22 protein-coding genes are annotated in these 23,801 nt (G+C 64.3%); 18 read left to right on the forward strand and 4 right to left on the reverse strand.

Annotated features, from left to right (window positions below; genetic code table 11):
• Positions 1-42: 42 nt before the first annotated feature.
• Positions 43-285 carry a DUF4287 domain-containing protein gene (locus ABID37_RS21515; RefSeq protein WP_354198515.1) on the forward strand — a complete coding sequence of 81 codons (243 nt, stop codon included), beginning with the start codon at positions 43-45 and terminating at the stop codon, positions 283-285.
• Positions 286-363: 78 nt separating this feature from the next.
• Here the strand turns inward: ABID37_RS21515 and ABID37_RS21520 are convergent, their stop codons facing one another.
• The gene (locus ABID37_RS21520) at positions 364-1,587 is read right to left on the reverse strand and encodes an MFS transporter (protein ID WP_354198517.1); all 1,224 of its coding nucleotides are present in this window, start codon (positions 1,585-1,587) and stop codon (positions 364-366) included.
• A gap of 506 nt (positions 1,588-2,093) precedes the next feature.
• Between ABID37_RS21520 and ABID37_RS21525 the strand changes: the two genes are divergently transcribed.
• On the forward strand, positions 2,094-2,564 hold the full coding sequence (locus ABID37_RS21525) for an AAC(3)-I family aminoglycoside N-acetyltransferase (RefSeq protein ID WP_354198519.1): 471 nt from the start codon (positions 2,094-2,096) through the stop codon (positions 2,562-2,564).
• A gap of 43 nt (positions 2,565-2,607) precedes the next feature.
• Here the strand turns inward: ABID37_RS21525 and ABID37_RS21530 are convergent, their stop codons facing one another.
• Positions 2,608-4,023 (reverse strand): S8 family serine peptidase, encoded by a 1,416-nt coding sequence (locus ABID37_RS21530; protein ID WP_354198521.1) that lies wholly within the window; start codon positions 4,021-4,023, stop codon positions 2,608-2,610.
• Positions 4,024-4,135: 112 nt separating this feature from the next.
• Here ABID37_RS21530 and ABID37_RS21535 point away from each other — a divergent pair, with 112 nt between their 5' ends.
• The 12 genes from ABID37_RS21535 to ABID37_RS21590 all read left to right on the forward strand — a co-directional run bounded on the left by ABID37_RS21535 (position 4,136) and on the right by ABID37_RS21590 (position 18,222).
• Positions 4,136-4,639, forward strand: a complete 504-nt coding sequence (locus ABID37_RS21535) for an RNA polymerase sigma factor (protein ID WP_354198523.1) — start codon at positions 4,136-4,138, stop codon at positions 4,637-4,639.
• Between the two features lie 14 nt (positions 4,640-4,653).
• A complete protein-coding gene (locus tag ABID37_RS21540; RefSeq protein ID WP_354198525.1) occupies positions 4,654-5,388 on the forward strand; it encodes an anti-sigma factor family protein in 735 nt (244 codons plus the stop codon).
• Positions 5,389-5,556: 168 nt separating this feature from the next.
• Positions 5,557-6,789: a glycosyltransferase family protein gene (locus ABID37_RS21545; protein ID WP_354198527.1), complete on the forward strand. Its 1,233-nt coding sequence runs from the start codon at positions 5,557-5,559 to the stop codon at positions 6,787-6,789.
• Positions 6,786-8,009, forward strand: a complete 1,224-nt coding sequence (locus ABID37_RS21550) for a glycosyltransferase family 4 protein (protein WP_354198529.1) — start codon at positions 6,786-6,788, stop codon at positions 8,007-8,009. Before ABID37_RS21545 ends, ABID37_RS21550 begins: the two co-directional genes overlap by 4 nt.
• Positions 8,009-9,133 (forward strand): glycosyltransferase family 4 protein, encoded by a 1,125-nt coding sequence (locus ABID37_RS21555; RefSeq protein ID WP_354198531.1) that lies wholly within the window; start codon positions 8,009-8,011, stop codon positions 9,131-9,133. The genes ABID37_RS21550 and ABID37_RS21555 overlap by 1 nt, the downstream gene beginning before the upstream one ends.
• The gene (locus tag ABID37_RS21560; RefSeq protein ID WP_354198533.1) at positions 9,133-10,884 is read left to right on the forward strand and encodes an ABC transporter ATP-binding protein; all 1,752 of its coding nucleotides are present in this window, start codon (positions 9,133-9,135) and stop codon (positions 10,882-10,884) included. The genes ABID37_RS21555 and ABID37_RS21560 overlap by 1 nt, the downstream gene beginning before the upstream one ends.
• Positions 10,871-12,928 (forward strand): phosphotransferase, encoded by a 2,058-nt coding sequence (locus tag ABID37_RS21565; protein WP_354198535.1) that lies wholly within the window; start codon positions 10,871-10,873, stop codon positions 12,926-12,928. The genes ABID37_RS21560 and ABID37_RS21565 overlap by 14 nt, the downstream gene beginning before the upstream one ends.
• A gap of 123 nt (positions 12,929-13,051) precedes the next feature.
• Complete coding sequence (locus ABID37_RS21570; protein ID WP_354198537.1) at positions 13,052-13,696, forward strand: alpha/beta hydrolase family protein; 645 nt, start codon at positions 13,052-13,054, stop codon at positions 13,694-13,696.
• 244 nt (positions 13,697-13,940) lie between these two features.
• Complete coding sequence (sigJ, locus tag ABID37_RS21575) at positions 13,941-14,864, forward strand: RNA polymerase sigma factor SigJ (protein ID WP_354198539.1); 924 nt, start codon at positions 13,941-13,943, stop codon at positions 14,862-14,864.
• Between the two features lie 225 nt (positions 14,865-15,089).
• Positions 15,090-15,404 (forward strand): putative quinol monooxygenase, encoded by a 315-nt coding sequence (locus tag ABID37_RS21580; RefSeq protein ID WP_354198541.1) that lies wholly within the window; start codon positions 15,090-15,092, stop codon positions 15,402-15,404.
• A 215-nt stretch (positions 15,405-15,619) separates the two neighbouring features.
• Complete coding sequence (locus ABID37_RS21585) at positions 15,620-16,963, forward strand: MFS transporter (RefSeq protein ID WP_354198542.1); 1,344 nt, start codon at positions 15,620-15,622, stop codon at positions 16,961-16,963.
• Positions 16,964-17,460: 497 nt separating this feature from the next.
• Complete coding sequence (locus ABID37_RS21590; RefSeq protein ID WP_354198544.1) at positions 17,461-18,222, forward strand: autoinducer binding domain-containing protein; 762 nt, start codon at positions 17,461-17,463, stop codon at positions 18,220-18,222.
• Between the two features lie 36 nt (positions 18,223-18,258).
• Here the strand turns inward: ABID37_RS21590 and ABID37_RS21595 are convergent, their stop codons facing one another.
• A complete protein-coding gene (locus ABID37_RS21595) occupies positions 18,259-19,821 on the reverse strand; it encodes a D-aminopeptidase (RefSeq protein WP_354198546.1) in 1,563 nt (520 codons plus the stop codon).
• A gap of 63 nt (positions 19,822-19,884) precedes the next feature.
• Complete coding sequence (locus ABID37_RS21600; protein ID WP_354198548.1) at positions 19,885-20,688, reverse strand: helix-turn-helix transcriptional regulator; 804 nt, start codon at positions 20,686-20,688, stop codon at positions 19,885-19,887.
• A 151-nt stretch (positions 20,689-20,839) separates the two neighbouring features.
• Between ABID37_RS21600 and ABID37_RS21605 the strand changes: the two genes are divergently transcribed.
• The 4 genes from ABID37_RS21605 to ABID37_RS21620 all read left to right on the forward strand — a co-directional run.
• Positions 20,840-21,733: a proline iminopeptidase-family hydrolase gene (locus tag ABID37_RS21605; protein ID WP_354198550.1), complete on the forward strand. Its 894-nt coding sequence runs from the start codon at positions 20,840-20,842 to the stop codon at positions 21,731-21,733.
• Between the two features lie 26 nt (positions 21,734-21,759).
• Positions 21,760-22,698, forward strand: coding sequence for an ABC transporter permease (locus ABID37_RS21610; RefSeq protein WP_354198552.1), 939 nt, complete (start codon positions 21,760-21,762; stop codon positions 22,696-22,698).
• On the forward strand, positions 22,695-23,546 hold the full coding sequence (locus ABID37_RS21615) for an ABC transporter permease (protein WP_354198554.1): 852 nt from the start codon (positions 22,695-22,697) through the stop codon (positions 23,544-23,546). The genes ABID37_RS21610 and ABID37_RS21615 overlap by 4 nt, the downstream gene beginning before the upstream one ends.
• The coding region (locus ABID37_RS21620) for an ATP-binding cassette domain-containing protein (RefSeq protein ID WP_354198556.1) at positions 23,543-23,801 on the forward strand (259 nt) is incomplete at its 3' end. The genes ABID37_RS21615 and ABID37_RS21620, both read left to right, overlap by 4 nt.

Consider the following 23,801-nt stretch of genomic DNA (forward strand, 5'->3'; position numbering starts at 1 on the left):
ATGAATTTAACGGATGCCATACCAGAGCCAGGGAGAAAGCAAATGCAGGATGATTCCGGTAAGGCTAACTCCGTGAAGGGGCCAGCTTCCTACTTCCCCTCCATCGAGAAGAAGTATGGTCGACCCGTCGAGGAATGGTTCGAACTGATCCGGGCCAGGGCGGGCTCGAAACATATGGAACTGGTCGCCTGGCTGAAGGATACACATGGAATGGGGCATGGGCACGCCAATGCTCTTGTGGCCTATGTGCTGGCCAAGGATAGGAAAGAAGCAGGGCAAGGATAAAAGGCGGCGCACACGGAAGCCCTTCCTTTTCCGGTAGCGCCGCCTCGCTGTAGGTTTCGCTGACCGGGGATCGACCGGTCAGACCTGGTTCATGCGCTGGTCGAGGGCGGCAAAGCCAAGCGCGACCGCCCCGAGCACGACACCGACCCAGCCAACAGAGGCCAGACCATAGCCGTGACTGATCGGAAGGCCAGCTAGCAGCGGAGCCAATGTCAGACCGAGTTGGAAGGCGGAAGAGTTCGTTGCGCCTGCGAGAACTGGCGCATCGGGCGCAATAACGTAGACTCGCCCCCAGACGGCCGGGTTCAATACAAACCCCATAACGCCAAGGAGGAAGATCAAAGCAACGATTGCTTCCCGGTGCGGCGCGAGCAGCGCGATCGCGGCAGATGTTAGAACCAGACCAACGATGCCGGAGACAAGGGTTGCGAAGGAGCGCTGGTCGGCCGTTCGGCCGCCAATCGTCAGCCCAACGAATGCGCCGAAACCAAACAGGGACAGGACCGCCGGGAGCCAGTCGACACGCAGGCCACTCACGTCGAGCAGCAATGCACCCATATAGCTGAACGTTCCCATATAGGCGGCAGTCGTCGTTGCCGTGGTGGCGTAGGCAAGCCATAGGGCCGGGCGTTTCATGGCGCTCAGTTCCCTCGCTGTGTCAGGCGCAGGCAAATCGCCTCCCATCTTTTTTGGCAGGACCAGAAGAACGGCGACTGCCGCAGCAGCCGTCGCGAGCACCACCGCCCAGAACCCTCCTCGCCAGCCAGTGACTTCACTGATGAAAGTGCCTGCCGGGCCGCCAAGGACCATGGCGGCGGTCAAGCCGCTGACGACGACCGAAAGTGCCTTCGCGCGACGATCCGGGGCAACGAGTTGCACCGCTGTGGACGCCGCGACGGCCCAAAAGCAGGCATAGGCCAGCCCCATGACGAACCGGGCCAGGAGAACGCCAGGATATCCATCCAGAATCAGGCTGGCTGCCGTGGCGGCGATAAAGGCGACCTGGCTCAAGAACAGCGTGGCGCGCCTTGGCCAATGAAGTGTCAGGATCGCAAGCGGCGGCGCTCCGATCAGGGCACCGACCGCAAAGGCGGAAATCAAGGTCCCTGCCGTCGGCAACGAGATTTGCAGGTCTTCCGCGATCTTTGGAAGGATTCCTCCCATCAGAAATTCGGCGCTGCCCATGGCGAACAGGCTCACGCCGAGGAGGTAGACAGCTATGGGGACGGCGGTGCCGCTTCGTTGGAACCCCGAGGCTGCGCCCGCATCACAGGATGTCGCGCGATCTGCGTGTTCTGTCATCGGATCTCTCAACTGAATCATTGAACGAAGAAGCCACTGATGGCACGAACGATATTATCATTCAAGTGAATGATTGAATGAAATGATGAGATTTGTGCTGCCACCGCCTGCGCGATGCCGCTTCCATCTCTTCGCCGCCGACCCGACCATCGAGTGTTACTGCCAGATGCGGCATCTGGTGGCTTGAGAGAGCGGCGAACCCTACGGAATCGTCGATAAGCAGCTTGCAAAGCAAGGTGGGTCGCGGCGGGTTGCGCTGACAGTTCCGAACTTCATGGCGAGGGTTAAGCGTCGATTGGGTGATATGAGCTGCGTGGTATTCTGCATCAGCTTGGGGAGCTGCTCGACAGCGTTGTGACTGTCGATGTTGCAGGCCGTGCCGGCATCCTGCCCCCCTGATCCCTCCGAAGTTTTGCCGCAAGCATGGACCAAAATGCGGGCGCTGATTAGGGAGGCAGCAGCCTTTGATGTCGCGAAGCAAAAATCACGGAAATCCTGAGGGCAACATGGCGCATCGACCCGTCGACATCCGCCGTCTCGGCCCCTCCGACCTTTCGCTTGTCCGCCAGTTAAATACGCTATTCGGTGACGCCTTCGACAATCCCGACACTTTCGAGGCCGCGCCGCCCGACGATGTCTGGCTGACCGGGCTGCTCGCCAAGGAGCATGTGGTGGCTCTGGTGGCGTTGTCGGGCACGGAGGTCGTGGGTGGGCTGGTCGCCTACGAACTCGAAAAATTCGAGAGGGCGCGCAGGGAATTCTACATCTACGACCTCGCCGTCGCGGTCGGTTATCGGCGCCGGGGCATCGCAACCGCGCTGATCGAACACCTTCGCGCCATCGCCGCGCAACGGGATGCGTGGGTGATCTATGTGCAGGCCGACTATGGCGACGATCCGGCGATCGCTCTCTACGAGAAGCTGGGTATCAGGAAGTATGTAATGCATTTCGACATCGAGGTCGCTTCAACGACCTGAACCGGGCGCGCCGAGTTCAACCTCTGCGAGGCGCCGGCAGCAGTCATTTGCAGGCCCGCGCCTGCATAAGCCCGGCGCCATAGGTCCGGTCGCGCCCGCGCGGGCCAAGATCGACGGCCGCGCGCGCCAGCCAGGCCATCGCCGAGGCGTCGTCATGCACCCGGCCCGCCTTCTGTGCGGCGGCAAGCTCGACCGTGACGAAGGGGGCGGCGAAGCTGGTGCCCGACCAGCTTGCTCCCTTCGCCGCTTTCAGGTCCGCGCCCCAGACATCGACGCCCGGCGCGGCGATATCGACATAATTCCCGGTCGAGGCGCGCCGATAGATCCGCCCATGCCGGTCTGTGGCGGTGACGGCGATCACACCGGGATAGGCGGCGGGATAGCGGGGCCCGCCCCGCGGCCCGCCATTCCCGGCGGCGGCTACAAGGATCGTGCCTCGCCTGGCGCTGCGCGCGACGGCATCGGCCAGCAGGGCATTGGGCGGGCCGGCAATGGACAGGTTGACCACCGGCACGCGGTTGTCGGCCATCCAGTCCAGCGCGGCGACCAGGTCGATGGCATCGGCGATCAGTTCACGGCTGTTGCCGTCGAAAACGGCGGCGGAATAGAGCGTCGCCTGCGCGACAAGCCGCCCCCCTGCCGGCGTCTTCCCGGCGATGATACTGGCCACGGCGGTCCCGTGGCCGGCCGGCCGGGCCGAGACAGAGAACACCTTACGTTTGATGCGGGCGCCGCTCAGCGTCGGGTGATCGGCGATAGCGGTGTCGATGATGCCGATGCGCGCGCCCGACAGGCAACTGCTCCTCGAGGGAAACCCGGCCACGGTACGGGCATAGACCGCCTGGCCGGGCGAATAGACATGGGACAGGTCGAACACCGCGCCCGGCGCTGAGGCGATGGCCGCCTGAAGCGCCGCCCGGTCCGCCATGCCGCGGGGCAGGGCCAGTCGCGCGACGATGCCGGAGCTGCTGTTACGGCTGCGGATCACGCGAAAGCCGGCCTGCTCCAGTGCGCGGATATCCCTTGCCCGAAGGCGTGCGGCCGAGATCTCGCTACGCCGGACCCGGTTCTGCCCATCGCCGCCACTGTCCCGCGATACGAGGTTGGAGGGCATGGCGACCCGGTCGTCATCATCGTCGCGGTCGTCATCGTCGTCCCGGTCACTATCGTCATCATCATCATCATCGTCATCGTCCGACCGCCCGCCGTCATCATCGTCGTCGGAGTCGCCATCATCGTCGCCGCTGTCGGAATCATCTCCGTCACTGTCCCCGTCTCCGTCGCTATCGCCGCCCCCATCGTCATCCGCCCAGGCGGCTCCAGCCAGCCATGCCCCCTGAGGGGCCTGCGACACGGTGGATTCGACCAGCGACAGCAGGGCAAGAGCGGGCAATGTCAGCAAAAGGGCCGCGCGCAGCGAAGAAGACAAGGGCATGGGGCACCAGATCAGATGTTTCATCGACAACGCAGCAGAGCGGGATTTTCTTCCCCCGACAATCTTCCTGCGTGGAAATTGGATTAAATTCGCCGGTTCATGCGTAGTCTTGGCAGGAAACTGCCCGGAAGCGACGATGAGATCCGAATTCGCCAATGACCTCGTGCGCCTCGTTCCCCGGCTCAGGCGCTTTGCGCTTGGCCTGTGCGGCAACAGCGCCGATGCCGACGACCTCGTGCAGGCGGGCTGCGAGCGTGCACTTGCGAATGCGGATGCCTTCGCGGAGGGCAGCCGGCTGGATAGCTGGATGTATCGCATCGTCCAGAACCTGTGGCTGGACAGCCGCCGCCGCCTGAAAGTGCGGGGAACGCCGGTCGATCCAGCCGATGCCGGGCTGGACGACAGCGGCATCGGCGCGCGCGAGGCCGAGGGGCGGATGTTGCTGTCGCAGGTCTTTGGCGAGATGGACCGCCTGCCCGAAGGCCAGCGCGTGGTCCTGACGCTGGTTGCGGTCGAGGGGCTGAGCTATCGCAAGGTGGCCGAAGTGCTGGACATTCCGATCGGGACCGTAACCAGCAGGCTGGTGCGCGCTCGTGAGGCTCTGTCGGCCACCCTCGCGCCGAAAGGCGGCCGGCAATGACCGGGGAAGATGAGATGAAACGTCTTGATCCCGTGATCCTGAACGCCTTTGCCGATGGCGAGCTTGAGCCCGAGGAGGCGGCTCGCGTGGTGATGCATTTGGCCGACTGCCCCGCCGATCAGGCGGTGGTGGACGGGATCATGGCGATGAACGCGACCCTGGCGCGTGCCTGCGAAGGCCCCCTGCACCAGCCGGTGCCGCCCGCGATCCGGGCCGCGATCTTCGGGCCGCCCGCCGTGGCGTCCTCTGCACGGCCTGCCCGCTTGCGCCGCCTGCTGGCGGGATGGCGGGTGATGGTGGGCGCAGGTGCGCTGGCCGCCGCGTTGGCCGTGGCGGCAGCGATTCTGTTGCCGCCCGCTGACGCCCCGATGCTGACACTTGGGCCGCTGGAGCCGCGCAGCCCCATGTCCGAGGCGCTCGACGAACTCGCCTCGGGCCAGACCCGGCTCGTTGAAAAGAATACCGAACTGGGCATCCTCGCCAGCTTCGCGGTCCAGGGTGGCTATTGCCGCGAATTCTCGCTGCACCACGATACCCGGCCGGATCTGGTCGCGCTGGCCTGCAACGATGCCGGTGGCTGGCATGTCGCCGCGCTGCAGCCGGCTTCCACGCCATCGTCCTCATCGGGCTATGCTCCTGCCGGTGGCGATGGCGACAACCCCATCGGGGCATATCTGGACACGCGCGGCGCGGGTCTGGCGATGGTCCCCGAGGAGGAAGCCGAGGCGCTGCGCGCGGGCTGGCGCTGAAGCCGGGTGCGGCTGTGCCGGCGGCGTGACTGAGCTCCATCGCGGGCAGCAAACGGCAAAAACCCGCCGATTCTTTCGCGTCTCCCCGCTTCGATGGATTTTTGCGGAAGCCGCCACGTTGTCATCGAGACGACATATTTCTGCAACGCCGAGAGGGATTCCAGAACGATGCGGCAGATCATTTCCTGCGATGGTTACGCGCCCGGTTCAAGGCCTTTCCGGCCCGCTGCCGGTCCCGCGCGGATCGCGCTTTATTCGCATGACACGCTCGGCTTCGGGCATTGGCGGCGCAACCTGCTGCTGGCGACGGCGCTGCGGCGGCTGGATCCCGCGCCACAGGTGCTGATGATCGCCGGAATGCGCGAGGCCGGCGCCTTCGATCTGCCCGAGGGCGTCGATACCCTGACCCTTCCGGCCTATGGCAAGGACAGCGTGGGCGATTATCGGGCCCGCGACCTGGACCTTGAACTGGGCGAGCTTGCGGCGCTGCGGGCGGCCTCGATCCGCGCGGCGCTGGTATCCTACGACCCCGACCTGTTGATCGTGGACAACGTGCCGCGCGGTGCGCAGGGCGAGATGGTTCAGGCGCTGACGGCGCTGCGGGCGCGCGGCAAGGCGCGGATCGTGCTGGGTCTGCGTGACGTGATCGATACGCCCGAGGCCGTGCGCGGCCAATGGCTGCGCCAGCGCAACCATACGGCACTGCGGCGCTGGTTCGACGAGGTCTGGATCTATGGCGATCCGAATTTCTACAATCTGGTCACTGAATACAGCTTCAGCGAGGAATTCGCGTCCCGCGTCCGCTTCATGGGCTATCTGGACCAGCGCGAGCGGCTGGTGAGCGCGATCTCGCCTGCGCCGCAGGCCTCGCCCTATGTGCTTTGCACCGTGGGCGGCGGGCGCGACGGGGCGCGGATATGCGATATCTTCACGCAGGCCAGCCTGCCTACCGGGCATCGCGGCATCCTGATCACCGGCAGCCAGATGCCGGCTTCCGACCGCGCCGCCCTGCGCGCCCGGATCGCGGCGCGCGGCGACATGGAGATGCTGGATTTCACGCCCGAGCCTTTGCGCCTGATCGCAGGCGCCGCGCGGGTGGTGGCGATGGGCGGCTACAACACCGTGACCGAACTGCTCTCCTTCGGCGTTCCCGCCCTGATCCTGCCGCGCACCCGCCCGCGCCGCGAACAGATCCTGCGGGCCGAACGCCTGGCCGCGCGCCATCTGGTCGGCATGATCGAGCCCGACCGCCTGACGCCGGAAAACCTGTCGGCATGGCTGGCCGGCCCGCCGCCGCGCCCGGAACGGGTGCGCGAGATGCTGGACATGTCCGGGCTGGATTGTGTGCGCGCCCGTGCCTTCGAACTGCTTTATCCCAATATCAGGAGGATCTGCGCATGACCGCCCCCCGTCCCGCCAGCGTGGGCTATGTCGTCAAGCGGTATCCCCGCTTTTCCGAAACCTTCATCGTGAACGAAATCCTCGCCCATGAGGAAACCGGGCGGCAGATCGACATCTTCGCCCTGCGAGGGGTCGAGGAAAGTCATTTCCAGGACATCCTTGCCCGCGTCCGCGCAGGCGTGATGCGGGTGCCGGACTGCTTCCGCGGCCCGGACGAGTTATGGCAGTTGATGCTGGCGGGCCATCGGATGCTGCCCGGCCTGCCCGAGGCGCTGGCCCGCTTCCCCGAGGCACGGGGTCAGGATATCGCGCAGGCGCTGGTCGTTGCGCTGGCGGTGCGCGAGCGCGGCATCGACCACCTGCATGCGCATTTCGGCACCATCGCCGCCACCGTGACCCGCATCGCCGCCGCGCTGGCGGACATAAGCTGGTCGGTGACGCTGCATGCCAAGGATATCTATTACTTTTACGAGGAAAACCAGCATCTCGGGCTGAAGCTGCGCGATGCTTCGGCGGTGGTGACGGTCTCCGACTACAACGTCGCGCATCTGGCGCGGACATGGCCGGGCACGCAGGCGGTGCGGATCTATAACGGCATCGACCTCGACCGTTTCCGCTGGCAGCCGCCCGCGCCCGAGGCCGATGAGATCCTCGCCGTGGGCCGGCTGGTGGAAAAGAAGGGTTTCCACATCCTGATCGAGGCGCTGCGTATCCTTGCCACGGAGGGCCGTCCCATTCGTTGCCGTATCGTCGGCGCGGGCGAGGAGGAGGTCGACCTGCGTGCCCAGATCGCCGCCTGCGGCTTGCAGGGCGTGACGCTCTCCGGCCCGATGCCGCAAGAGGCGATCAAGGCGGCCATGCGCGGTGCGGCGGCTCTGGCCTGTCCCTGCGTGGTGGGTGAGGACGGCAACCGTGACGGCATGCCCACCGTGCTGCTGGAGGCGATGGCGCTTGGCTTGCCCTGCATCGGCTCGGACGTGACCGGCATTCCTGAACTGGTCAAGGACGGCAAAACCGGCCTGATCGTCCCCGAGGGCGACGCCCCCGCGCTGGCCCGCGCAATCGCCCGGTTGCTGGACGATCCGGCGCTGCGCCTGCGCCTTTCTACCGCCGCGCGGCAGGTGATCGAGCGCGACTATGACATCCGCCGCAACGCCCCCCGCCTTGGTGCGATCTTCGACGCCTGCGCGGCGCGGGGAGCGGAAAGGGGGGCCGCCTGATGCATATCGCCTATGTCTGCACCGATCCGGGGATCGAGATCTTCGGCACCAAGGGCGCCTCGATCCACGCACAGGAAATGATTGCGGCCTTTCTGGCGCGCGGGGACCGGGTGACGCTGATCTCGCCCCGTATCGGTACGCCTTCAACGGGATACGAGGCTTTGCGGCTGGCGCCGCTGCCCGCCCTGTCGCGCGGCGAGGCCGAGGCCCGCGCCGCAGCGCAACTGGCGCTGAACAATGCCGTGACCGCAGCCTTGCGCGAGGCCGGTCCCGTCGACCTGGTCTATGAACGCCACGCGCTTTTCGCCCATGCCGCGATGGAGGAAGCCGCACACCAAGGCATTCCCGGCGTGCTGGAAGTCAACGCCCCACTGATCGAGGAAAGCGCCCGCCACCGTGTGCTGGCCCTGCCGGAAGAAGCCGACGCCAGCACCGCCCGCGCCATGCGCGCCGCCCGGCTGGTCGTTGCGGTCAGCGGGGCGGTGGGTGATTATGTCCGCCGGCACGGCGCGCAAGGGGTCGAGGTGATCCCGAACGCCGTCGACCCCGCCCGTTTCCCCTCGGTTCAGCGTCCCGACGGGCGGCTGACGGTTGGCTTCCTCGGCACGCTGCGCCCCTGGCATGATGTGGAAACGCTGGTCCGCGCGATGACGCCCCTGCGCGCGACCTTCCCGCACGCGCATCTGCTGATCGTCGGCGACGGGCCCGAGCGCGAGCGGCTGGCCCCCCTGCTTGCGGCGCTGAATGCCGAACTGCCCGGCACGGTGCGGCCCGACGATGTGCCGGGCTGGCTGGCGCGCATGGATATTGCCGTCGCGCCCTATGCCGGGAACCAGCCCTTCTATTTCTCGCCGTTGAAAATTTACGAATACATGGCGTCTGGCCTGCCGGTCGTGGCAAGCCGGGTGGGCGATCTGGCGCAGGTGGTGCGCCATGGCCGGATCGGGCTGCTCTGCCCGCCGGACGATCCCACCGCCCTGGCGGGTGCGCTGGCGGAACTGGCGGGTAACCCGCAGGCCGCGCGGCGGATGGGGCAGGCGGGGCGCGAGATCGTGTTGCACGACCACACCTGGGCCAGAGTGGCGGCGCGGGTGCTGCGCGTTGCGACCGGAGTACTCGCCTGATGACCCGGCCCGAGACATTGCAGCAGGCACTGCCGGGTCTCGGCCGCGTGCTGCGCCGCCTTGCGCCCTACATGCGGCCCTATCGCGGGCTGATGCTGGGAGGCGCGTTGTCGCTGATCGCCGCCACGCTGATGAAGCTGGTCGAACCCTGGCCGCTGAAATTCGTCATCGACCGGGTGGTGACGGCGGACATGCCGTCCGGGCTGGCCTCGCTGGGTGCGGCGCAGCTTCTGGCCCTCTGCGCGCTGGGGCTGGTGGCCGCGACGGCCTTGCGGGCGCTGTTCGACTATCTTGCGACGCTGGGCTTCGCGCTGGCGGGCAACCGGCTGCTGAGCGATGTGCGCGCCGACCTGTTCGCACATCTGCAACGCCTGCCATTGGCTTTTCATACCGGAGCGCGCACCGGCGACATGACGCTGCGGCTGATCGGCGATGTAGGCATGCTGCGCGAAACGGCGGTGACGGCGGCGCTGCCGATCCTTGCCAGCCTGTTGGTGCTGGTCGGGATGATCGGGGTGATGCTGTGGCTGGACCCGTGGCTGGCGCTGGTGGCGCTGCTGCCCCTGCCGCTGCTGGGGTGGCTGACGGCACGAATGGGACGCAAAATCCGCTCGGTCAGCCGCGACCAGCGCAAACGCGAGGGTGCGATGGCCGCCACCGCCACCGAGGCATTGGCCGGAATGCGTACCATTCAGGCGCTTGGTCTTGAGGATCGCATCGGCGCCCGTTTCGGCGCGGCCAACGCCAAAAGCCTGCGTGAGGGTGTGAAGGGCACCCGGCTATCGGCGGGCCTCGAACGCGGTGTCGACCTGCTGGTGGGCGCGGCAACCGCGCTGGTCCTGTGGGTCGGTGCCTTGGCGGTCATGGACGGGCGGCTGACGCCGGGCGCCCTGCTGGTCTTCATCACCTATATGAAGAACACCTTCCGCCCGGTGCGCGACTACGCGAAATATTCCGCGCGGCTGGCCAAAGCATCGGCCGCGGGCGAACGGGTGATCGAGCTTCTGGACACCGATGCCGGCCTGCCCGACGGCAGCGTGAAGGCCCAGGGTCTGAGCGGCGCGATCAGCGCGCGCAACGTGCACTTCGGTCATCCGGGGCGGGCGGTGTTGAACGGCGTCGATTTCGATATCCATGCCGGGCAGTTCGTCGCCATCATCGGCCCCTCGGGCACCGGCAAATCGACGCTGGCCAGCCTGATCCTGCGGCTTGCAGACCCGGATCGGGGCGCGCTGACGCTGGACGGGCGCGACCTGCGCGACTTTACCCGCGCCTCGCTGCGCCGCCAGATCAGCTATGTCCCGCAGGAGCCACTGCTGTTCCGGACCACCATCGCCGAGAATATCGCCATGGGCGCGGATGGCGAGGTCTCGCCCGCCGAGATCGAGGCCGCCGCCCGTCTTGCCAACGCGCATGATTTCATCATCGCCCGGCCCGAGGGCTACGACGCCCGGATCGAGGAACGCGGCGGCAATCTGTCCGCCGGCCAACGCCAGCGGCTGGCCATCGCCCGCGCGGCGCTCCGGTCCGCGCCGATACTGCTGCTGGACGAACCGACCGTGGGGCTGGACAGCGAGTCCGAGGCCGCCGTGCAGCAGGCGATTCTGCGGCTGGCACGGGGGCGAACGGTGTTGACGATCACCCATGACCTGCGCTTCGCCGCCCGTGCCGATCGGGTGCTGGTGCTGTCGGGCGGCAAGGTTGCGGCGGATGGTCCGCCCGACAAGGTGCTGACGCATGTCGCTGAATGACGCCGACCTTGACCTGATCGCGCGCGACCCGGCGCTGCCTGGCCTGAAGCTGGCACTGGACGGGGATGCCCTGCGCGCCCGGCTGGAGGGGGGGCCGCTGGTCGCACGCTATCTGCGCTACAAGCCGGGCGAGACCTGCACGGCGCATTTCGACGACGGTGGCGCGGGGCTGACCCTGCGGGCGGTGACGGCGGAGCGCTATGCGATCTATCGCGGGCGTGCGGCATGGCATCGCCCGGATGTGCGGTATTTCGACGACCTGTGCGCGGTGGTCCTGCCCGGAACGCTCGACCGGAGGGTCAAGGCCGCTAGGCACCTGCTGGACCGGGAAAAGGCCCCGGCGCTGCTGGCCGCGCTGATCGGTCCGGGAAATGACCGGCTGTCTCTGCTGAAGCACAAGCCGGGGCGACGGCTGGTCCTGCGGGTCGACCGCGACGGGCGGCCCTATGCGCTGCTGAAGGCGGTGCCGCCGGGCGATTTCGAGGCACTGATGCTTTCTGCCAGGCGGGCGGGGGCCGCGGTTCTGGGTGCGGACCCGGGGCAAGGCATCGTCGTACAAGGCTGGATCGCCGGAACCGCCGCCGACCCGCATCACACAGCACCTGAGGATTTCGCCCGGATCGGTGTCGCACTGGCTGCTGTGCATCGCGAAACGGCGGACGGTCCGCCGCGCAGGCATCCCTGCTTCGAGGCGCTGGAGGCCCTGGCATGGCTGCTGCCCGATCTTGCATCGGAAGCGCGCGCCTTGTCTAGGGGACTGGCGCGCGGGCTTGCCGAAGAGGCGGCGAACACCCTCTGCCATGGCGATTTCAGCGCTGACCAGGTGATCCTGAACGGCAGCGGCCTGCGCTTCATCGACTGGGATCGTGCCGGTCCCGGTCCGGCGCAGCTCGACCTCGGCAGCTTCCTCGCGCGGCTGGATGCCGACAGGCTGCTGGACGGGTTGCCGGCTGCCCGCGCCGAAAGCCTTGGGCGGGCTTTTCTGCGCGGCTATGGTGCGATCGATGCCGGGCTTTATCACGCCGCCGCGCTGGCAGCACTTGTCTGCGAGCCGTTCCGGGACCGCCGCGCCGACTGGCCACGCGCCTGCGCCGGCCTGCTGCGGCTGGCGGCACGGCTTGCGGGAGGCGAGGGCGCGCTGGCCCGCGCACTGGATCGGGAAGGGATGGCGCGGGCGATCGCCGCCGCATGGGGCAGGCCGGTCACGCTGGACCCACCCGAATTGCTGCGCGACCGGCCTGGGCGGCGAGCGCTGATCGCCTATCGCGGCATTACCTCTGAAGGCGCGTTCGAGACCTATGGCAAGCTGCGCGTCAAGGGGCTGGACAGCCGTACCCCCGACCTGTACCGGCGGCTGGCCGCCGCACTTCCGGGCGATGTAGGTGTTCCCGATGTGATGGGCATCCTGCCCGAGGCGCGGATCTGGTTGCAGGCGCGGGTTTGTGGACACCTGCTGGCCGACCTGCTGGACAGCCCCGACACCGCGCCCTTGCGGGCGGCAGGGCGGGCCTTGGCGCGACTGCATGGCGTGGGTCTCGACCCGATCGGCGAGGTTGCCGAATGGACGATGCGGGACGAACTGACCGTCATGCGGGACGCGTTCGCCAGGGCCGCAGCCGCGCGACCCGAGTTTGGCCAATCGCTTGCCGCGCTGGATGCAATGCTGACCGAACAGGCCGAGGCCCTGCCGCCGGGGCGCCGGAACGGCATTCACCGCGATTTCTACCCCGATCAGGTGATCGTCGCACCGGACAAGACCTGGCTTCTGGACCTGGACCTGTTCGCCATCGGCGATCCCGCCATCGACATTGCCAATTTCATCGCCCATCTGCGCGAACATGCGCTACGCAACGGGTTGGAGGATAAGCTCCGCGCCCATGAGGACGCTTTCCTGGCCGGTTATACGCGGATCGCCCCTCTACCCGATGCCGCACGACTGGATGTGCTGATACGCGTGTCACTGGCACGCCATGTCTGGATCTCGCAGCGCGTCGCGGGGCGATCCCATGTGACGGGAAGGGTGATCTCACTGCTTCTGGCGTAGGATGGATAGGTCGTCATCGCTTGCCCTCGATCATGGTCGCAACGGTTGTCGAGGAAGAGGATTGCCGATGCTTTGTGGTTCCGCGACAATGCCAGTCCTAGAGTGACATGGCGGACAGAAACGGTGAGCACACACTTCATATTCGATGGCCCGCATGACGCACGCATAACGGTGCTGCTCGCGCACGGCGCCGGCGCGCCCATGGATTCGACCTCGATGAATGCGATCGCCAAGTCTCTCGGGGCGGCGGGATTGCGGATCGCGCGCTTTGAATTTGCCTACATGGCCGCGCGACGCACGGGTGACGGTCGCAAGCCGCCGCCCAAAGCCGATCGTCTCCTGCCGGAATATGTGGCCGCCGTCGACGATCTTGGCCCGACCACTGGGCCGCTTATCATCGGCGGAAAGTCGATGGGTGGCCGTGTCGCCAGCATGGTCGCCGATCCGCTGTTCGAAGCAGGGAGAATTGCGGGACTTCTTTGTCTCGGCTACCCGTTTCATCCGCCAGCAAAACCTGATCAACTTCGCACCGAACATCTTGCCGCGCTGAGCTGCCCGACCCTGATCTGCCAGGGCACGAGAGACCAGTTCGGTGCGCAGCACGAAGTGGCAGACTATGCGCTGTCCCCAACCATAGAGCTGCTGTGGCTCGAAGATGGCGACCACGACCTCAAGCCGCGCAAATCCGTATCCGGCTTCACGGCTGCCGATCATCTCCGTACTGTGAATGAGACTGTCGTCGAATGGACCAGGCGTATCGGTGGTTAACCCTGGTTCCTCGTCTTTCCGATCAAGGTAGGCAAGTTGTCCTTTTCCCTGTCAGATCGGCGTTTGCAGACCGGCGCCAGCCGCTCGCCATAACTGTTCATCTCAGGCAACTATCGACGATATCGACCTTTTCATGGTCAGCCCCGGAAAAATCTCCGCTCTTGTCACAAAGTCACGCCCTGAAACGTCAACCGGCCAAGCAGTCATCCTTTGACCAGAAGGGCGTTCGACAATGACATCGAAAATGCGGGACGGATCATCGCATGGCTCTCCGGAACCGGCAGTCGAAAGCCGGTCGCATATCGGCGTCTTCGAGCAGGCGCGCCCGCGGCTCCTCGGCCTCGCCTACAGGATTCTCGGCTCTCGTGCGGAAGCGGAAGACGCCGTGCAGGACACCTTCCTTCGCTGGCAGGCAGTGGACATTAGAAACATCGAGTTTCCGGGCGCCTGGCTGACAACGGCCTGCACACGGCGTGCCATCGACATGCTGCGCGCCTCCTACCGCAGCCGGGTGGACTATGTTGGCAACTGGCTGCCCGAGCCGGTCCAGCCGATGATCGACAACGAAGCGGAGGCGCAAATGGAGCTTTCATCCTCTCTCTCGACCGCCTTCCTGCTGATGTTGGAGCGCCTTTCGCCGAAGGAAAGGGCCGCCTATCTGCTCTACGAGATTTTCGAGATGTCTTACGCCAGCGTGGCCGCATCGCTCGATATGAACGAGCCGGCGTGTCGAAAGCTGGTTTCGCGCGCCAAGGCGCGGATCGGCGACAGTCAGGTGCGTTATCAGCCGTCCGAGGAACGGCAGGAGGAACTGCTGGCTGCCTTCGAAGACGCAATCCGGAACGGGCAGCCCGGTTCCCTGGTCGCCATGCTCGCGAGCGACGTACGCCTGACCGCCGACGGTGGGGGCAAGGTGGCAACGGTTATGGAAGTCCTGGAAGGCGATGCGGTAATGGCTTTCCTGACCGGGCGGCTGAGCCAATGGTGGACGGCGTATGACTGGACGTTCACCGACATCAGCGGACTACGGGGGCTCGTCTTGCGCGAAGGCAAGCAGGTCGTGGCAACGGTCTCCTTCGCCTATGACACGCAAGACCGCATTACCGACATCTTCATCATGCGCAATCCCGACAAGCTGGAAGGCCTCGGAGAGGTCAGGATTCACTAAGTGGCCCGGGGGCCTCAGCGCAGCGCCCCTGGTGGGTAATGCACACCGGGCAAAGGGACGCCCCTTCCGGGGCGCGGCGGTTCCATCTTTTCGAAATGCATGATGCGGCACCAGTCGCGAAAAAAGGCCATCGTGTCGCGTCACAAACGCCTCTCCTCGAACGTCACAGTAGCATGGCAATAGAGCCCACAACCTCCAAGCACCATAGAATTCAAGGAGATGATCATGAGCACCAAAGCACTTTACATCAGGCACAAGGCGCAGCCCGGCAGGCGCGACGAGGTCAAGCGCATCTGGGAGAAATATGCGCGCGCCTATATAGAAGCCGCCAATGGCCATATCGCCTATGTTTACGGTTTTGACGACTCCGACCCCGATGCGATCGTGGCCTACCAGCTCTATTCGGACGAAGCTGGTACGGACGATTTCGTCAAACAGCCCTGGTATCCGGATTATGAGCGGGAGACGGCCGAGCTGCTCGCTGGTCCATCGGAGTTTCGGTCGGTCACACCGCAATGGGTCAAGGGCGACGCCGCCTGAACTGCCCCCAAGCCCGGCGGCATCTGCTGCGCGGTCGCCGGGCCTTTTACCTATCGTTCCTCCGTCACTCCTACGAAAATTGCAGGTCGCAGCAAGGCTGCGGGAGCTTTCCTATGAGCACAAACACTGTTTCGCCGGGTGCACCCCGCCCTGGTTGGGCCGCCCTTATGACCGGCCGGAGCGCCGTATTCTCCGTCATCCTCGCAGGTGGCGTCATGATGCATGCGCTCAATATCTATATCGTTACCACCATCCTGCCATCGGTCGTCGAAGAGATCGGCGGGCTTGGCTTCTATGCCTGGAGCGCAACATTGTTCGTGGTGGCGTCAATCCTTGGCGCGGCCATCGCATCGCGGGTTCTCGATCGGGCGGGAGCGGGTCGCGCATATCTGGTTGCGACGATACTCTTTGCGGCTGGTTCATTGATCTGTGCCGCGGCACCTGCATTTTCGGTTCTTCTTGCCGGTCGCTTCGTGCAGGGTTTTGGCGGCGGGTTGCTCTATGCTTTCGCCTACGCGGTCATCCGGCTGGTTTATCCGGAAGCACTCTGGTCGCGGGCGATAAGCCTGATCTCGATCATGTGGGGCGTTTCCACTCTGGTTGGTCCTGCCGTTGGCGGCTTCTTTGCGGAACTGGATGCCTGGCGTGCTGCCTTCTGGTCGCTTGTTCCTCTATCCCTGATCTTCGGCCTGGTCGCGCTCGCGGTATTGCCCGCGAAAGAGAACGATCAGACTGCTTCAGCGCCATTACCGTTGCCTCAACTTGCCTTGCTGGCCGCTTCCGTGCTCGCGGTGTCCGCCGGCAGCGCGTCCTTCGACCCGATTTGGAACGGCGCCGGGCTGCTGGTCGCGGTCATTCTTGTCATCCTGCTTGTGCTTGTCGAGCGCATGGGAAATGCGCGCCTGCTGCCCGCTGGCAGCCTGGTGGGGGGGAGCCGGCTCATTGCCTTATATGCGACCATCGTCCTTTTGGTGATCGGCATGCAGACTGACATTTTCGTTCCATATTTCCTGCAGGTTTTGCATGGGCAATCTCCACTGATCTCCGGCTATCTCGCTGCGCTCATGGCGATGGGCTGGACGCTCGGCTCATTGGCGAGCGCGGGTCGCAACGGCGACGCCGGATTGCGCGCCATCGCATCCGGCCCGGCATTCGTGCTCGCGGGGTTGGCAATCCTGGCCGTGCTGCTGCCCGTTCCGGGTGGCGCGTTATGGCAAATGACAGCGGTAAGCGGCGGTCTGCTCCTGGTCGGAGTTGGCATTGGAGTTGCCTGGCCGCATTTGGTGACCAACGTCTTCCACGAAGTCTCCGCCGCAGAGCAGGGACTTGCAGCCGGCTCCGTCAGCACCGTGCAGCTCTTTGCCACGGCGTTCGGGTCAGCCGCCGCCGGCATGGTGGCCAATCTTGGTGGATTGCGCAATGGAGACGGCGCTGCAGGCGCGTCAGGAGCCGCGTTTTGGCTTTTCGTGGTATTTCTTGCAGCGCCGATACTCGCGGCAGTCACAACCAGGAAAATTGCGGTTGCCCGAACCAGAAGCGATGCCGTCGAGCTTGCCTGACCTGCGGCTGCGAACAACGAAAGCCCGGTGCGTCATCCACGCATCGGACTTTCCGGATTGGGACAATTGCCCCAGTTCGGGGAGAGCCAGAAAGTTGCCATCAATATTTTGGTTCGCTGTGGCGGGTGGATGCCGAGTTCTGCTCGTTGCAGATCTCTGCAATGCCGAGGTTCAGGGTGATACCCTCCTGCGCTTTGACATTTTCGTAGAGTTTCCGCCACAGATCGTATCGAGGGCAGGATATGGCCCCGGCGTGAGAGTGTTAGACCCGCCGACATGGAACCTGTGCCGCATGGGTCATAAGGCCGAGAGCAGAGGGGTCTTCCAATTCGTGGCCCTCTCCGGAGCCGTGTCAGATGCAAACAGTCGCGTCAGCGGCTTCGTTCAATCCCGCCGGTTCCGATTTCAAGAGCCGTGCTTTGGAAGACTTAATCGGAATTTGCGCCGCACATATGCTATAGGAGCTGACAGGTTGTCATTGGCTGCGGGGCAATGAGATGCTCGACGAAATTGGCGCGATAAGGCAGCGATTTGGTGGTTGCCAAACGCTTGACGACTGCGTCGACGAGGCATTGGCGGCCGTGCACCAGTTCGGCTTTCATCGCCTGGTATACGACTATACTCCCGTCACGCTGGATATCGACGGGACGTTAATGCTGCCATCGCTGCTTATGCTGCGCAATGTCGACGAAGACATGCGACTCTACTGGTTCGACCAGGGCTACTACCGCATCGATCCGACCCAACGCCTCGCGGCACAAACCTCTACACCCTTCTTCTGGGACCTGGACCGCAAGTCCGAGACCGACATTCGCGCCTTCCTGGTCGACGATGCCGAACCGGCGGTGCGCTACCTTCGCGATCGCGACCAGACGACCGGTGTCACCGTCCCGATCCACATGCCGGGTGGTGGCTATGCAACCGTGACGGCCATCTGCAACGCTGGAGACCTCGAACTTGGCCGTGACGCAGGTAGTATCGCCAGGTTAGGTCTTATTGCCCATATATTCCATGAAAACGCCTACGCGAAATTCGATGCCACCGCACATAAGGTACGCGTCGCGTCCCTTTCGCGAAGAGAAAGGGAGTGCCTCCGCTTGTGCGCCGAGGGCTATTCGGCAAAGCAAATTGCACGCGTGATCGGACGCTCCGAACCGACCGTTGTGATGCACCTCTCCGCAGCGGCGAAGAAACTCGGCGCCAGGAACCGCACCCAGGCCGTTGTGCGCGCCCTCCACTACCGCTTGATCGACCTGTAACTGGCGATCGCTGCGCATTGGTTCGCGGCGCCGGTTTCAGGCCACTTTCTCGTAGGCGATGTTCCGGGCCAGCCAGCAGCCGATGACAAGGCCGCGAATGTTTTTGGCGGCGTCCCTTTCGACCTGGATGGTCCAGTTGCCGGGGGCAGGGGCATCCATTGAACGCTGGCAGGACAGCACGAACACATCCCGCCCCACGGGGTAGATCGTGTGCATGGGGCCACGGCCCAACAAACCTTCGAAGCAGCCGAACAACGCGGTGCCGGCTCTGTCGATTTCCAGCCAGGCTTCCAGTTCGCGCGAGAAATACTTTCCTTCCAACCCTGGGACAGCATCGCCAGTGACGCGGACCGCGCTTGCGCTGAGGTTTTCACCGGGTCGGTTCAACCGAATGGCGTCGCCGTCACGCGCCAGGGTCATCGAGGGTGCCTCGGCGGTGTTCTTCGAGTTCAGGCGCAGCCGCTCGGACGAGGTGGCGTAGTGCGCATCGAGCATCGCGCCGTCCGCCTTTACGCCGAGCAGAAGACCGTTGGCCCTGTCCAGATAGTGGCCGTTCCAGCCCTCATCGGCCGTGTCGGCTGAGGCTGGTGTCTCGTCATGACCAAGGGCCGCACGCAGCAACATACGCGCCGCCTCATGGGAATCGGCTTCGTGGTTGAGCAAGACGACGACCGACAACCGCTTCGATGCCGCATGCATGCGTTGTAGGCGAAAGCCGCGCAGGGCGCCGCCATGCCCGCTCACGGCAACGCCGTCCACCGTCTCGTGCGAAAGGCCGTAGCCATAGCGCGCAGGTGTGCCGTCGCTGAATGTCTGCGGTTGCGACAGGCGCCGATAAAGTCCTTCCGCGTTGTTACGGGTAGCATCGATGTAACGCTCCCATGCCAGCATGTCCTCCAGCGAAGCCGAGATGCCGGCGTCACCTGTCCAGTAGATGCGGTTGGTGGCGGGGAAGAAGCCGACCTGGTCGTTGCCTTCATAGCCGGTAACGCCATCCACAGGCTTGCTGGTGTCGGCAGTCAAAAGCGCGGTTTCCATGCCGGCAGGCCCGAACAGCCGTTCGGCATAAAGCTCCGCAAGGGAACGGCCGGCGAAATCTTCCAGGAGATCGGACAGGATGCGGAAATTGCAGTTGGAATAGGAATAGCTGCTGCCCGGCTCGAAGTGGGTGGTGCGCATACGGGCCAGAAGCGGCCTGGCGTCCTCGTGGCCGAAGATCCCTTCGGGGTGCGCGCCCTGCACCACGGTCAGCGCCCAATAATCGCGCAGGCCCGACTGCATGTTGCAGAAGTTGGCGACGCTCGGCGTTCGGCCTTCGAGACGCGGCAGGAAATCGGCGACGCGCCCATCGAGGCGGGCAGGATCGCCCACCAGATCCAGAAGGACGCCGCATGTGAACTGCTTGCTGATCGAGCAGATCGGCAGCCGGGTAGCTGTCGTCATGGTCTGACCGCGCGCCATGTCGGCATATCCCCATGCCTGCCGTGCCAGAACCTTCCCGTTCGCCACAACGCCCGCGACGCCGCCCGGTCCCTTGAATTTTTCAGGCAGGCCCTCGAGCGCCCGCTTCAGGGATGAAAGATGGATCTCGCTCGCCAATGCAGGACTCCCGATGTTGCTACCGCAAATGGAACCGGTAGTGACGATACCCTGCGACGGAAGTCAATTTTTTGTGGTGGCGATCCCCGTATGTCGGTAGGCGGCTTCGGGCTGGTCGAGGAGACCGTAGCGCACGGCCATGGTGACCGCCTGGGTGCGGTTTCGGGCACCCAGCTTCTTCGTCGCCGTGCTGAGGTGAAAGACGACTGTCGGGATCGAGCGGCCGATGAGGCGCGAAATCTCCTTGGCCGAGTAGCCATCGGCACAGTAGCGCAGGCACTGCTTTTCCCGCGCGCTGAGTTGGACTGGCGCAAGGCCCGGCACGGTATCGGCATAGGCCTGGTATGCGGCTTCGTGGAAGACCTGTGCGAGCAGGCCGAAATCGGCGATGTTGTGCAGTGCGTCGCCTGCGGTGGCGCCCTGCGCGAGCGTGCCGGTCACTGTGGCATAGCCGCCATGCGGCATATGGATCGGAACCGTCACCCCGGCCGACATGTCGTGGTCGAGCAGATAGCGCGCTACCGGTTCGGTTTCCGAAGTCACGAAATGACGGATGCGTGTGTCGGCGCCCGCTTCGTAGTCCCAGAAGAAGGGCACAGACGTACGGGCGGCGAGCAATTGCACCGGATCGATGAGGAAATAGCCGCGGTCGCACCAGTATTCCTGCATGCCGCTCGAGATGTTGCGCAGCTTCATCAATGACGGAATGGCAATATGACCATCGGAATCCATGGGGACCGGCGTGTAATCATAGATCATGGTGCCGAAGCCGAGTTCCTTCATGGCTTCGAAGGCATGGTCGATGCGCTCTTCGAGGGTCCGATACCGGGCGAACTGGTGTCTGATCGTCTCAATCCGGTCGAGCATGCCTGCCGCCAGTCTCCTTCGCCGCGGGGGACACATCCTTAAAACTATCATTTCTTATAGCTGGCGAAAGCATGGCTGGCGAATAAACTTACCAAGGGCAGCGGGCCGCGGGTGGTTGTGATGCCGCTTCACGAGGGGAGAGAGCAAAACCATGTGGCGTGAGATCAGCTCGGACGAACAGGTCGATATCCGCGTCGATGGGCATCGGGTAAGAGCTTACAGCTTCGGCAAGGGGCCCGGCACGGTTCTGTGCCTCAATGGCGGGCCTGGCCTTCCATGCGACTACCTGCGTGAAGCCCATTCCTGTCTGATCGATCACGGCTATCGGGTCGTCGCCTTCGACCAGTTGGGCACGGGCGCCTCGGATCGGCCGGACGACGCCTCGCTCTGGACGATCGGCCGTTATGTCGCGGAGACCGAAACCGTGCGGCGCGAACTCGGCCTCGGCAAGGTTCATTTGCTGGGGCACTCCTGGGGCGGATGGCTTGCCATCGACTATGCGCTGACCCATCCTGAAAATCTTGCCTCGCTTATCCTGGCCGATACGGTCGCGGACATACCCCATCTGGTCAGCGAGCTTGAGCGGCTGCGCGCCGCGCTCGGCTCCGAAACCGTCGCCATGATGCAGAAGCATGAGGCCGAAGGCACGCTGGATCACCCCGAATACATGGCGGCCATTACCCTGCTCAACTATCGTCATGTTTGCCGCCTGCCGGAGTGGCCAGCTCCCGTGCGCCGCTCGCTGGACGACTGGAACATGGGCCCGTACGTAACCATGCAGGGACCGAACGAGTTTCTCTATACTGGCAACCTCAAGGATTGGAACCGCGTGCCGGACCTGCCGAAAATCAAGGCGCCGGTGCTGATCGTCAATGGCGAGCACGACGAGTTGACACCTGCATGCGCTTTGCGCATGAAAACGGCCATGCCAGAAGCGGAAGTGGGCATCATACGCAATTCCAGCCATATGCCGTTTTACGAGAATCCCGAAGATTACTACCGCGTACTGGTCGATTTCCTGTCACGTCACGGAGCGGGCACATGAAGCACTGTATGTCGGGACGTTGAGGCATGCACCGGTACAAGTTCGTTCTCTATCGCCCGATCCAGTTCCTTCCGGTGCTGTTCGGCATCAGCGTCGTTACCTTCGTGCTGGTCCGGCTCATCCCTGGCGACCCTGCCCGCGTGCTGTTGGGCGCACGCGCTACGCCTACGGCCATTGCCAACATCCGCCGCCAATACGGCCTCGATGAGCCGATGTGGCTTCAATATTTCTACTTCGTGAAAAACCTGCTCAATGGCGAGATGGGCAAGTCGATCCTTTACAAGATCGATGTGCTGAAGCTCATCATGACCCGTATCGAGCCGACGCTGGTGCTGGTGCTGGCAAGCGTGACACTTTCGGTGCTGATCGCGGTGCCGATGGCCGCCCTTGCTGCTCGCAACCATGGCCGGTTCGCGGATCACGCTGTGCGTGTCATCTCAACGGCAGGCATCGGCTTTCCGCCATTCTGGCTGGGGCTGATGCTGATTATCCTGTTCAGCGTCAACCTCGGTCTGTTGCCGGTTTCCGGCTATGGCGAGACGCTGGGAGAGAAGATCGCCCATCTGATCCTGCCCAGCCTGACGATCGCACTTTCGCTTTCGACCGTGCTGACACGCAGCCTGCGGGCGGCGATGGTGGAGGGCCTGCGTTCCGATGTCGCCACCGCCGCAAGGGCGCGCGGCATGCCCGAGCGGGTGGTCTTCTGGCGTCATGTCGTTCCCAACTCGATGGTGCCGACCATCAACCTGCTCGCCATCAACATAGGCTGGCTGATCGGGGGGACGGTGGTTATCGAAAGTGTGTTCGCCATTCCCGGCATCGGGCAATTGCTGGTGCGGGCGATCTTCTCGCGCGATTACATGGTAGTGCAAGGCGTGGCGATGATACTGGCCTGCGCTACGGTGCTCATCAACCTCATCGCCGACATCGTGACCGTCGCTGCCGATCCACGGGTGAAGTTATGAGCGCGCGGGCTTTGGACGGAAGGCGGATCGGTCGCCGATGGCAACCCGGCCGGCAGCCGACCCTGATGATCGGCGCGGCGATCCTGACCGCCTTCGTGCTGACGGCGCTGCTCGCGCCATATATTTCGCCCTACGATCCCATCGCCCAGAATGCCGAAATCCGCTTGCAAAGCCCATCCTGGGCGCATCCGTTCGGAACGGACAATTTCGGCCGTGATGTTTTCTCGCGGGTTATCTGGGGCGTGCGCATCGATCTCCAGATAGCGATACTGGGCGTCATCTTTCCCTTCATCATCGGCACGCTGGTCGGCACCGTGGCGGGGTTTTTCGGCGGAATCGTTGACGCGCTCTTCATGCGGCTCATCGATATCATCCTGGCGTTTCCCTTCCTTGTGCTGGTGCTGTCGATCATCGCCATACTGGGACCAGGACTGAGCAGCTTCTATATCGCGATGGCGCTGGTGGGCTGGGTTTCCTACGCACGGCTGATCCGCGCGCAGGTGCTTGTGTTGAAAAACAGCGACTATGCCGTTGCCGCCGTAAGCCTCGGCTTCAGCCGGTCGCGCATCATGTTCCGGCATCTGCTGCCGAACGCGATCGCGGGATCGGTGGTGTTTTCGATGTCGGATGCGGTGCTCGTCCTGCTTAACGGCGCGGCCATCAGCTATCTGGGGCTTGGCGTTCAGCCGCCTGTCGCGGAATGGGGCATCATGGTTGCCGAAGGCCAGCCCTTCATTACCACCGCCTGGTGGATCACGTTGTTTCCCGGTCTTTCCATCGTGATGCTTGCCTTTGGCTTCAGCATGTTCGGCGATGCGCTTGGCGATGCTCTGGGAGTAAAGGAATGAGCGCTCCCGTCCTCAGCGTGAGAGATCTTACCGTCAATCTGGACTTGCCGGGCAGCGAGCCGCGCATGCTGCTCGACAAGGTTTCAGTGGATCTCGGAAAGGGCGAAGTCCTTGGACTGGTCGGCGAAAGCGGTTCAGGCAAAAGCCTGTTTTGCCGCACTGTCCGTCGTCGAAACATTTGGCGCAGGTTTGGCGTGGCGTTAACGGAGAGCGGGCCTCGTCAGGGGTTGGCTTTTAGGCGGCGAGCTTGCGGTG

This window comes from Aquamicrobium terrae, from assembly GCF_040545735.1.
GTDB classification, from domain to species: Bacteria; Pseudomonadota; Alphaproteobacteria; order Rhizobiales; family Rhizobiaceae; genus Mesorhizobium; species Mesorhizobium terrae_A.